Origin of the sequence: Dietzia maris (assembly GCF_036287335.1) — a bacterium.
In the GTDB taxonomy this organism is placed as follows: Bacteria; Actinomycetota; Actinomycetes; order Mycobacteriales; family Mycobacteriaceae; genus Dietzia; species Dietzia cinnamea.
Map to the genome: position 1 here is coordinate 614,154 of NZ_CP143053.1, position 11,407 is coordinate 625,560.

Below are 11,407 nucleotides of genomic sequence, written 5' to 3' on the forward strand. Positions count from 1 at the left end.
GTCGGGGGTCATGCTGCGCGGAGGGTGCCGTCGTTGTTGAGGCGGTCGAGGTGGCGGTTGAGGTCGTCGCGGGTGTACTTCCAGCCGAACGGTTCGGCGCTTCGGTTGTAGCGATCCTGGAACGCGAGGATGCGTGCGGCGAGATCGTCGAGGTCTGCGAAGTCGCCGGTGGCGATGGCTTTGCGCTGCAGGATCGAGAAGTAGATTTCGACCTGGTTGAGCCACGAGGCGTGCACCGGAAGGTGCACCAGGACCGCGTTGGGAAACGCATGACGCATCCGGTCTTTCGAGGCCTGACCTGCGTGGGATGAGCCGTTGTCGACGACCCAGAACACTCGCTTCGCGGATGCGTATGGCTCTTGGGTCATCACCTGCTCGACCAGTTCGGTGAACGGGGCGATCCCTGTCTTGGGTGCGGTCATCCCCATCACGCGGGCCTGGTGGACGTCGTAGGCGGCGAAGTAGGCCAACGTCCCACCGCGGCGGTACTCGAACTCCACGCGCCGCGGCTGACCGGGCCTGGCGGGAGTCTCGGCGTGACGGCGTTTGAGGGCTTGGAGCTGTGATTTTTCGTCCGCACTGATGACGTACTCATCGTCGCCGAGAGCAACGCCGTTCCAGCGCCGGTGGTACAGGTCCAGCACCCGGGCGGCCTTGACGGCGAAGTCGGGGTCGCGGGGAAAAATCCACGACCGGTGCTGCCACGGCTTGATCGCATCTGCGGCCAGCCAGCGCCCGATCGTCGCCGACGCCACGGGGCGCACCAGCCCTGTGGCCACGGCGTGGGCTCTCAACTCGGCGGCCGACCATCTGGTCAGTGGCAGACCGTGGTCAGCCGGGCGCGTACACGCCAACGCTTTGACCTGGGCGACCTCGACGGGGGTGAACACTCGCGGTCGTCCCGAGCGGGGCCGATCTTTGAGACCCTCCAGGCGCTCGGTGCAGAACCGATGCCGCCACTGGCGCACCGTGTCTTCGCACACCCCGACCTCGCGGGCGATCGCAGCGTTGGCATCACCGGCAGCGGCCGCCAGGACGATCCGGGCTCGCAGTACATCGCGGTGCGCACAACGAGCAGCGTGCGCGCGGCGGGTCAGCACGTCGCGTTCTTTGCCGGACAGGATGACGATAACGGCGCTGGTGGGAGGCATGTTCATTTCTGACGCACCCAGCGGCGCCCGCCAAGCCGCCACGCCGGAACAAGCCGAAAGTCGAGGGCGAGAAACGGCGGCGGCGATGATGGAGACCATGGCCAAGATCCCCGACTCGACACAGACCTCACTGCGACAGAAACTCCTGGCCCGCGCTGCCGAACGGTGGCCCCAGATCCAGGCCCTGCACACCCGCTACCGGGCCGGATTCGCCTACATCGATGCCACCTTGACCGACGGCGACGAAGTCAAGCTCTGCCGACTGCGCTACGCCGGATCAGCCAGCCAGTGGGGTTTTGCGATCTACCGCGCCAGCCACGACGACTACCAGCAAGCCGCCCTGCCAAACGGATGGCCCTCAGGCACTCCCGCAGAAGCCCTCGACACCGCCTGCGGCCTCTATCTCGGCGACCCCACCGCCTGGATCACCGACCCCCGACGAACTAACGGAGATGCCCACTAGCGTGGGGCGGCAGCAGGCGACATGGACAGGTGCGGTGGACGTGCGGGCGTCCGGGAAGTGGGTCGAGTGACCGAGCGGGGAGTGTGGCGCGGGCGCGGGCTCGTGTGGCGGGCGGGTGTCGTGCTCGTCGTCGTCGCCGTCCTCGTCGCCGGACTCGTGGCGGCGGCCCTGGTCACCGACGTCGACCAGCGCGGCGGACTCATCGGGGACACCTCCTCTGACGCCGCCTACGACGTGAATCCCGGCCTGCTGCCGGCCGACGGCTCGGCCCCGATGCCCGACCCGGCCGCGCTCAAGCGGATCCTGACCCCGCTCGCCCAGGACCCCGCGGTCGGCGACCTCACCGCCAGCGTCGTCGACGACGCCACCGGACAGGTGCTGTGGGAGGTCCGCCCGCGCGAGGCCAAGGTCCCGGCGTCCACCACCAAGCTGCTCACCGCGGTCGCCGCCATGCTCCAGCTGCCGCCGGACGCCAGGGTCGACACCACCCTGGCGCGGGGCGCCGAGCCGGACACCCTCGTCGTGGTCCCGGGTGGCGATCCGACCATGTCAGGCGGGGCGAAGCCGGGGCCGTTGTTCCCGGGCGCGGCGACCGTCGTCCAGGCCGCCGACGTGGTGCGCGCCGCCGGGATGACGCCCGCGCGGATCGTCGTGGCCCCCGGCCCGTACACCGGACCGCGGATGGGGCCGAACTGGGTGCCCGCGGAGATCGCGGCCGGCAACGTGGCGCCGGTGGACGCGTGGATGCTCGACGCCGGGCGCCTGGACCCGGCGGACGAGTACTCGCCCCGCTCGACCGAGCCCGCGCTGGCCGCCGGGCGCGCCCTGGCGCGCGAGCTGGGCGTGGACCCGGAGCGGGTCAAGGTCTCGGAGACCGCCGTGGAGACGGGCGGGGAGCTGGGCCGGGTGTCGTCGGCGCCGCTGACCGAGCGGGTGCGCTCGATGCTGGTGTACTCGGACAACGTCCTGGCCGAGACCATCTGCCGCGAGGTCGCGCTCGAGCGGGATCCCGACCGGCCGGCGGGCTTCGCCCAGGGCACCGCCGCGGTGGTCGACACCCTCGCCGAGCACGGCCTGGACATGACGGGCGTGCGCCTGGACGACTGCTCCGGGATGAGCTCCGGCAACCGCCTGTCCGCGGCCGCGCTCACCGACGTCCTGCGCACGGCGGCCGCCCCCGACGCGACCCGCGAGATGCGCGACCTGCTCGACACCCTGCCCGTGGCCGCGGGCTCGGGCACGCTCGCCGACCGCTTCACCGGCCCGGCGGAGGCGGGCGCCGGCTGGGTGCGGGCCAAGACCGGGACCCTCAGCGGCACCAGCGCGCTGGCGGGCACGGTGACCAGCGCGGACGGGCGGTCCATGAGCTTCGCCCTGCTGTCCTCCGGTACCGACCCCTCGGTCGCGCGCCCGGTCCTTGACCGCATCGCCGCCGAGCTGCGGACCTGTGGCTGCCGCTAGCGGGGCCTGGACCGGCGCCGCGTGGACGGTGCGCGCCGCCGTGCGGGCGTTCCGACGCGCCCACCCCGAGGTCGGTGACGAGGTGTGCGTGGCCCTGTCCGGGGGCGCCGACTCGCTGGCCCTGACCGCCGCGGCCGCCGCCGAGTTCGCCGACGTGACGGCGCTCGTGGTGGACCACGGCCTGCAGCCCGGGTCCGACGAGGTCGCCCGTCGCGCGGCCGCCGCGGCCCGCGGGCTCGGGACGGCGGCGGAGGTCCTCGTCGTCGTCGTCGACTCCGACGGTTCCGGCCCCGAGGCCGCCGCCCGCACCGCGCGGTACGCCGCGCTCGACGCCGCGCGCCGCGACCGACCCGTCCTGCTCGCCCACACCCTCGACGACCAGGCCGAGACCGTCCTGCTCGGCCTGGGGCGCGGCTCCGGCGCGCGGTCGTTGCGCGGAATGGCCGCGTGGGACGCGCCGTGGGGCCGCCCCCTGCTCGGCGTGCGCGCCGCCGACACCCGCGCCGCCTGCCGTGGCCTCGGCCTGACCTGGTGGGACGACCCGCACAACACCGACCCGACGTACACGCGCGTGCGGGTGCGCCGCGAGGTGCTGCCGCTGCTCGAGGACGTCCTGGGGGGTGGGGTCGCCGAGGGCCTGGCGCGCACCGCGGAACTGGCGAGGGTCGACGACGACGAGCTCGACCGCCTCGCCGGGGCCGTTCCCGTCGGCGACGACGGCGCACTGGACGTGAGCCGACTGGAGCGGTTGTCGACCGCCGTGCTCACCCGGGTCCTGCGCCGCTGGCTGCTGTCCCGGGGGGTCATCTCCCCGACGTACGCGCACCTGACGGCGGTGGCCGCGCTCGTCACGGACTGGCGCGGACAGGGCGGCGTCGCGGTCGGGGGCACCGGACCCGCAGGGACGCGCGGGGTGGGCCCGACGGCCAGGTTGGTCGCCCGGCGTCGGCATGGAAAAGTGGTCCTGGAGATCGACCGGGCGAGCGGAGCGGGGACGTAGATGACCACGGACAAGTACGCGGACGAGATCGAGTCCGTACTCCTCGATGAAGACGCGATCCGGGAGCGGATCGCCGAGATGGCCGCCACCGTCGGCGAGCGCTACGCGGATGTCGAGAAGGAGGTCGTGCTGATCGCCGTCCTCAAGGGCGCCGCGATCTTCGTCTCCGACTTCGCCCGCGCGCTGCCCATCCCGTCCGAGATGGAGTTCATGGCCGTCAGCTCGTACGGCTCGTCCACCAGCTCCTCGGGCGTCGTGCGGATCCTCAAGGACCTGGACCGCGACATCGCCGACCGCGATGTGATCATCGTCGAGGACATCATCGATTCCGGCCTCACCCTGTCGTGGCTGATGCGCAACCTCAAGACCCGCAACCCGCGCTCGCTGGAGATCGTCACCCTGCTGCGCAAGCCCGACGCGGTGAAGGCCGATCTCGACATCCTCGAGATCGGCTTCGACATCCCCAACGAGTTCGTGGTGGGCTACGGCCTGGACTTCGCCGAGCGGTACCGCGATCTGCCGTACATCGGCAAGCTGCACCCGCGCATGTACTCCTGACCTGCCCGGTCGTCCTGGGCTGACTCCCTTGCCCGCCCCGCTTGTCGGACCACTCGCCTATGTTCGCGGTGACAACCGAGGCGAGAGGGAAGAAGTGACACGAGTCGGGACCAGAGCGGTCGATCCGCGCGAGTTGTGCGAGACGCTGGGGCGAGCCCTCGCCGCCGAACCGGTGAAGGTCGAGGGCGAATGCCGGAACGCACGGGTCGACGCCCACTATGTCTCGTTCGATCTCTGTGGGAGAGATTCGGACTGTCCAGATGTGGTCCGCGTCTGGATCCCGGCCAACCAGATCTGGAGAATCCGGCAGGGGCTGGAGTCGAGGTGGAGTCACCCTCTGGAGGAGTGCCTCGCCGATGGCCGATGCGTCGTGGTGATAGGCACGGCCGAGGTGCGGAGGACCTCCATCCAGGTCAGCGCCACCGGCGTGTACATCAATGACTTCGACGCGGTCGGCAGCCTCCAGGCGCAGTTAAATCGTCTTCCGTCGACGCTCGAGGATCTCGGGATCCCCCCGGATCGACTCAGCCCCTCGGAAACGAGACAGAAGCTGACCCTCGACCGACCCCCGTCCCGTATCGCGGTGGTGACCGGTAAGAGCTCTCGGGCGTACGAGGACTTCTGCGCCGCATTCTGGAGCACCGCGAAGCGGAAGGGTGCGGAGAAGTTCCCCCGCCCCCAGTTGGTCCACGTCCCGTTCAGGCTAGAGGGGGCCGGTGTGGCGGACGAGTTGGTCCGGGTTCTGCGGGATGAGGTGCCCGAGAGCCGGGCCGACGCCGTGTGCATCGTCCGGGGTGGGGGGCCGTGGTCCGATCTCTGGCCGTTTCACTCACTCGAGGTGGTCAAGGCGGTACATGACATGCCGATGCCCGTCTTCACGGCCATCGGGCACGAGAGTGACCGGCTCGCGATCGACTGCGCGGCAAGAGGGTCGCGGGGCACTCCGAGCTCGCTCGGAGAAGGGCTCGGGTGGGCGTTTCGCGAGCTTTGCTCCCGCTCGGTCCCCAGGGTTACCGGGATCAAGAGCCCGGGGACCCGGGTGGCCGGGGAGCCGACCGAGCTCGAGGAGGTCAAGCGTAGGTTGGCACAGTCGAGAGCGCGGTGTCGAACCGTCGAAGCAGAACTGAGCCGGGCGCAGGCGACTCTCGAGGACGAGCGCGCGCGAGCGGATGCGGCTCAGAAGCACGCTTTCGAGCAGGGGCTCCGGTCCGGCGAACGGCTCGCGACCAATCGAGCAGTCGAGGTCGCCCTGATAGTGACGGTGCTGGTGACCTTTGCGATCGGCGGACTGGCCGTGGCCGTGGGCGAACTCGTCTTCGTGATCGTCGCCCTGGCCGGAGTGGTAGGAGCTGCTCGTCTGATCCTCGAGTGGGTCCGCACGGCGCCGGAACGCGGCGCGCGGTGGCAGCGAAAGATCAGAGAGCCAAAAGAGCCGACAGTGTTGTAGATCACACATACGCTCTGGACATGTATCCAGGAACCTTCGCCGCCACCACCCCGGACAAGCCCGCCGTGATCCGTCCCGCAACGGGTGAGCAGATCACGTACGCCGAGCTGGAGGCCCGCTCGGCCCAGCTCGCGCACGTCCTCGTCGATGACTGGGGGCTTCGCCCCGGCGAGACGATCGCCGTGGTCTCGGACAACACGCTCGAGATGCTCGAGATCTACTGGGCGGCCCTGCGGACCGGCCTGTACATCGCCGCGATCAACCATCACCTGACCCCGGACGAGTCGTCGTACATCATCGGCGACTGCGGTGCCCGCGCCCTGTTCGTCTCCGCGCCGGTCGCCGATCACGTCGACCTCACCCCGGAGGCCCACCCGGGCGTCGAGCACCGGGTCGTGTTCGGCGGCGCGCTCGAGGGGTTCGACGACTACCGATCGCTGCTCGAAGGCAAGTCGACCGAGCCTCCGGCGGATCAGCCGCGCGGTCACGACTTCCTCTACTCGTCGGGCACCACCGGCCGGCCCAAGGGCGTCCGCGTGGACCCGCCGGAGGGGCAGATCGACGAGGTGGCCGACCACTACACGCCGGTCTTCAGCTTCCTCTACGGCTTCGACGCCGACAGCGTCTACCTGTGCCCGGCGCCGCTGTACCACGCGGCCCCACTGCGCTTCTGCGGCGTGGTCAACTCCGTCGGCGGGACCGTGGTGCTCATGGACCGCTTCGACGCGGAGGAGGCGCTGCGGCTCATCGAGGCATACAAGGTGACGCATTCGCAGTGGGTGCCGACGATGTTCGTGCGCATGCTCAAGCTGCCGGAGGAGACCCGAGCCAGGTACGACCTGTCGAGCCTGACCCACGCCATCCACGCCGCCGCGCCGTGCCCGCCCGAGGTCAAGCGCCGCATGATCGAGTGGTGGGGGCCGGTGATCCACGAGTACTACTCGGCGACCGAGGGCATGGGCATCACGTTCATCAACTCGCAGGAGGCACTCGAGCGCCCCGGATCGGTGGGACGGGACGGGCTCAAGGGCATCGCCCACATCTGCGATGACGAGGGCAACGAGCTGCCGGCCGGCGAGATCGGGACCATCTACTGGCAGAACGACGAGGGCGGCTTCGCCTATCACGGCGATCCGGAGAAGACGGCGTCCGTGCGCCACCCCGACCATCCCACGTGGGCGACCTTCGGCGACGTCGGATACCTCGACGAGGACCGCTTCCTGTACCTCACGGACCGCAAAGCGTTCACCATCATCTCCGGCGGGGTGAACATCTACCCGCAGGAGATCGAGAACGCGCTCGTCCTGCATCCGGCCGTCGAGGACGTCGCCGTGATCGGACTGCCGGACGAGGAGATGGGGGAGCGCGTCCACGCCGTGGTCGTGCCCGCCGCGGACCGCGCTGACGACCCGGGCCTCGCGCAGGAGATCCTCGACTCCCTGCGGGGGAAGATCTCCGATTTCAAGATCCCCCGCGGTCTCGACCTCGTCGACGAGCTGCCCCGCACGCCCACCGGGAAGCTGGTCAAGCGCCGGATCGTGCAGCAGTACGCCTGACGCGGACCCGGCGGCGACGGTGAAAGGCGGCGCCGGGGAGTGTGGCGGAGCTCTCGGACGGTGTGCGGGAACAGATCTGGCACCGTCGTGGTTCTACTGGGCGGATCGGGATGCGGCAGTGTCCCCCGGGCTCACTCACACAGCCCTCGCGGAGTTCCGTTCGACTGGAGCCGCGTTGCGCCCCTCGCCGAGAGGCGACCCCGCGTCCCGGTCCGCCCACTTCGCAGGCAGACGAGAGAAGCCGCCGACCTCGCGGTCGGCGGCTTCTCCGATGTCGGATCTCGCTCTCGTTCCTGCTTCCCCCCAGGCCGAGCCGGTCAGGCGACACTCGCCGTGAGGTCGGCGGAGGTCATGATGCCGAGGAAGTCGAGGAGTCCGAGGAAAAAGGACGGCAGGTTGGTCGCGGCATCTGCCACGGTCGATCCCGAGTTGAGTCCGAAAGCAGCTGAACCTTCTGCGAATACTCCGAGGCTGCCCATGGTGGTGCCCCTTTCTGTGAGGGTGGGGGGCTGGCAGCCGGACGCCGCGTCCGGCCTGACGAAACCGATTGTGAGATAACTCACACACATCCCCCGCTGAAGATGATGCGCTTCTTATCTCGTCCAGTCAAGCCTCGGTCCTGCTCGTCAGTCGGCGACGCTGGCCACCAGGTCGACGGCGATGCCGTCGAGCAACGCGGCGAGGAAGGACAGCGCCAGCGACGGCAGGCTCGTCCCCATGTCGGCGAGAGTGGAGCCCGAGTCGAGTGCGAACTCGGCGGATCCGGCGGCGAGCGTGGCGAGACTTCCCATTGTTCGTCCTTTGCTGTCGACGGCTCCCCGTCAGGGGGCGGCCGGTCTGTGGTGGGCGGCGCCGGCGTGACCCGGCCGGTGGCGACGGGCGAGCGGCGTCGCCTCCGTAGCCGGTCTCATCATCGCCGGATGTCGCCGACCGGGCCGGTGCTTTGACGGTTTTTCCTTATTGTGGGAGCGTGCGTGGGCTGAGAGGGTGACGGGCGTGGACGTGGTGACGAGCTTCGAGCGCGAGCGACCCCGTCTCGTCCGGATCGCCGGGCGCCTCCTGGGGGATCATGCGGAGGCCGAGGACATCGTCCAGCAGGCCTGGCTGCGCCTCGCGCGCGCGGACAAGGCGGGCATCGACTCGCTGCCCGCCTGGCTCACGACCGTCGTCACGCGATTGTGCCTCGACCGGCTCAAGGCGGCGGTGCCGCGACCGCTCGAGCCCGGCGACCCGGAGCGCCCCGACGGCGCGTCCATCGACCGCGCCTCCGTCGAGCCGGGCCCCTCCGAGGAGGCGGTGCTCGCGGACTCGATGGGTGCGGCGCTGCACGTCGTCCTCGACCGCCTGACTCCGTCGGAGCGGGTGGCCTTCGTCCTGCACGACCTGTTCTCGGTCGACTTCGCCACTGTCGCCGACATCCTCGACTGCCTCCCGGCCACGGCGCGCAAACTGGCGTCGAGGGCCCGCGCGAAGATCACCCGGGCGGGCGACACCGGCGAGCAGGCGGACTGGCTCGTCGTCGACGCCTTTCTCGCCGCGGCCAGGCACGGCGAGTTCACCCGCCTCCTCGAACTCCTCGCGCCGGACGTCGTCGTCACCGGCGACCCCGTCGCCGTGCGCGTGGGCACCCCGTCGCGCATCGACGGCGGCGACGCCGTGGCGGAGTTCTTCAACGGCGCGGCCGCCGCGGCGCTGCCCGTCTTCGTCCACGACCGACCGGGCGCGGCGTGGTTCGACCGCGGCGAGGCCCGGGTGGCGTTCGACTTCCTGGTCACCGACGGCCTGGTCCGCCGGATCGACTTCCGCGCGGACCCCGACGTGCTCGCCGGATTGCGGCGGCGCCGGGGCGGCGACCAGTGCTCGCCGGATTGCGGCGGCGCCGGGGCGGCGACCAGCGGTGAGCGCGCGGCGGCGAGACGGGTGAGCGCCGCGGTCACATCCGGGACGCGCCGCTCGTCAACGAGGTGAGGCGGTGCGATCCGCGACCGCCACGACCCGAGAGGACGGACTCCACATGAAGGCCATGACCTGCAAGGACCTGGGCGGGCCCTGCGATCTGGCGCACCGCGGCGAGACGGCGGACGACGTGATCAACGCACAGGACGCACACCTCAAGGAGCGCGTCCGGGCCGGCGACGAGGCGCACGTGCCGGCGCGGGAGGACATGAAGGGCAGGTGGCGCCGGCCCCGGCAGTCGCTGGGGTGGTACCGCGACGTCAAGAAGCGCTTCGCCGACCTGCCGGAGGACTGAGCGTCAGGAGGCGGGGCATCAGGAGGCGCCGGCCTCGCCCGGAGTCCGTACGCCGACTCCCGCCCGCTCGATGACGGCCGCGAGCGCGAGCAGCGTCGTCTCGGAGCCCGGCCGCCCCACGAGCTGGACCGACGTCGGCAGGGCCCGTCCCGCCGGGGTGGTGGTGCTGCCGCACGGCACGGAGAGCGCGGGCCAGCCCAGGACGTTCGCCAGCGGCGTGAAGGGCGAGAACCGCATGGACGCCCACAGGGAGCGCCCCCAGGATCGCCGGTGCCAGTCGGTCGCCTCGGGCGGGACGTCGGCCAGCGCCGGGGTCAGCCACACGTCGACCCCCGCGCTGTCCATGGCGCGCTCGACGTCCGCGCGGAGCGCCCGGACGCCGCGGTTCCAACGGGTGTCACCGTCGCCGGCGCCGCCCCGCCGGAACACGGTGCGGCCGAGCAGCGCGTGGTGTCGGGTGCGACGCTCCATCGCCGAGAGGGGGAGGTTCTCCTCCTCGGCGGCGCGCGCCACGGCGGAGGTCCACCGCGCGAGGTAGAGGATCGGGTCGCGCGGGGACGGCAGGGAGGTGTCGACGACGACGAGGCCCTCGGCGCGCAGCAGTGAGGCGGCTTCCCGCGCCGCGCGAACCCAGGGTGCGTGAACGCGCACGAGATCGCGGCCCAGCCGTATCGGGCTCGCGACGGACAGGCCGACGCGGGTGCCTCCGGGCACGGGGCCGGTGCGGGCGAGCTCCGGGCGGCCCGCCATGACCGACAGGGCGAGCGCGACGTCGCCGACCGTCCGGCCCAGCGGGCCGGATTCGGCCAGGCCGCCCCAGTTGTCCCCGGACAGGCGCGTCGGTACGACCCCCGGCCCGGGCTTGATGGTGACGATTCCGCAGGCCGCGGCGGGGATGCGCAGCGAGCCCATCCCGTCGTCACCCACCGCGAGAGGCACCATGCCGGAGGCGACGGCCGCGGCCGAGCCGCCCGAGGACCCCCCGGCGGACAGCGACGTGTCCCGGGGGTTGCGGGTGATGCCGTGGGCGTCGGAATCGGTCATCCCCCACGTGCACAGCTGCGGGGCGGCGGTGACGCCGACCGGGACGGCGCCGGCCGCCAGCAGGGGGGTCACCACGGGGTTGTCGAGGGTGACCGTGCTCTTGATCGCCAGCGGGACCCCCGCCAGCGGGAGTCGCGCGCGGGCCTCCGGTGTCCCGGCGTCGACGGCGGCGCCGGCCGCCCGACCGTCCGCCCGCAGCAGGGTGGTGAAGGCGCGGAGTGACGGGTTCAGATCGTCCACGCGGTCGAAGGCGGCGTCGAGGGTCTCCAGCGCGCCGGTGGCGCCGGTGCGCACGGCCTCCGCGGTCGCGGTCGCGGACGAGGGATCGGTGGTCACGGCCCCGATCGTACGACGGCGGGGGTGTGCGCCCGTGGCGATCATCGGGGTGGGGTGTCGGTGCCGGCGGGTAGCCTGGGGCGATACCGACGACGTCGGGTGCACGACCGGGCCCTCCGACCGGCTGGGCCGTCCTTCCA

The 11,407-nt window shown here is 71.5% G+C and carries 11 protein-coding genes; 8 read left to right on the plus strand and 3 right to left on the minus strand.

The features are described 5' to 3' along the window. Window positions 1-8: 8 nt before the first annotated feature. A complete protein-coding gene (locus VYL96_RS02780) occupies window positions 9-1,151 on the minus strand; it encodes an IS630 family transposase (protein ID WP_061917901.1) in 1,143 nt (380 codons plus the stop codon). On the opposite strand from VYL96_RS02780, the gene VYL96_RS02785 reads away from it, so the two are divergent. The 6 genes from VYL96_RS02785 to VYL96_RS02810 all read left to right on the plus strand — a co-directional run bounded on the left by VYL96_RS02785 (window position 1,150) and on the right by VYL96_RS02810 (window position 7,636). After that, complete coding sequence (locus VYL96_RS02785; RefSeq protein WP_254425955.1) at window positions 1,150-1,614, plus strand: hypothetical protein; 465 nt, start codon at window positions 1,150-1,152, stop codon at window positions 1,612-1,614. The two genes, VYL96_RS02780 and VYL96_RS02785, sit on opposite strands and share 2 nt — an antisense overlap. A gap of 66 nt (window positions 1,615-1,680) precedes the next feature. Next, window positions 1,681-3,075, plus strand: coding sequence for a D-alanyl-D-alanine carboxypeptidase/D-alanyl-D-alanine endopeptidase (gene dacB, locus VYL96_RS02790; protein ID WP_243699667.1), 1,395 nt, complete (start codon window positions 1,681-1,683; stop codon window positions 3,073-3,075). Next, window positions 3,062-4,075 carry a tRNA lysidine(34) synthetase TilS gene (gene tilS / locus VYL96_RS02795; protein ID WP_061227486.1) on the plus strand — a complete coding sequence of 338 codons (1,014 nt, stop codon included), beginning with the start codon at window positions 3,062-3,064 and terminating at the stop codon, window positions 4,073-4,075. The genes dacB and tilS overlap by 14 nt, the downstream gene beginning before the upstream one ends. Beyond that, a complete protein-coding gene (gene hpt, locus VYL96_RS02800; protein ID WP_061227485.1) occupies window positions 4,076-4,633 on the plus strand; it encodes a hypoxanthine phosphoribosyltransferase in 558 nt (185 codons plus the stop codon). Between the two features lie 133 nt (window positions 4,634-4,766). Next, window positions 4,767-6,080, plus strand: coding sequence for an exodeoxyribonuclease VII large subunit (locus VYL96_RS02805; RefSeq protein WP_156482521.1), 1,314 nt, complete (start codon window positions 4,767-4,769; stop codon window positions 6,078-6,080). Window positions 6,081-6,100: 20 nt separating this feature from the next. Next, window positions 6,101-7,636 (plus strand): acyl-CoA synthetase, encoded by a 1,536-nt coding sequence (locus tag VYL96_RS02810; RefSeq protein ID WP_061916568.1) that lies wholly within the window; start codon window positions 6,101-6,103, stop codon window positions 7,634-7,636. 626 nt (window positions 7,637-8,262) lie between these two features. Here VYL96_RS02810 and VYL96_RS02815 read toward each other — a convergent pair. Beyond that, a complete protein-coding gene (locus VYL96_RS02815; RefSeq protein ID WP_156482520.1) occupies window positions 8,263-8,427 on the minus strand; it encodes a hypothetical protein in 165 nt (54 codons plus the stop codon). A gap of 196 nt (window positions 8,428-8,623) precedes the next feature. Between VYL96_RS02815 and VYL96_RS02820 the strand changes: the two genes are divergently transcribed. Further along, entirely contained in the window at window positions 8,624-9,604 is a 981-nt protein-coding gene (locus VYL96_RS02820) for a sigma-70 family RNA polymerase sigma factor (RefSeq protein ID WP_243699668.1), read from the plus strand. A 4-nt stretch (window positions 9,605-9,608) separates the two neighbouring features. After that, window positions 9,609-9,887: a DUF1059 domain-containing protein gene (locus VYL96_RS02825; RefSeq protein ID WP_243699669.1), complete on the plus strand. Its 279-nt coding sequence runs from the start codon at window positions 9,609-9,611 to the stop codon at window positions 9,885-9,887. 18 nt (window positions 9,888-9,905) lie between these two features. Here the strand turns inward: VYL96_RS02825 and VYL96_RS02830 are convergent, their stop codons facing one another. After that, complete coding sequence (locus VYL96_RS02830) at window positions 9,906-11,267, minus strand: amidase (RefSeq protein ID WP_243699670.1); 1,362 nt, start codon at window positions 11,265-11,267, stop codon at window positions 9,906-9,908. Between the last annotated feature and the right edge of the window lie 140 nt (window positions 11,268-11,407).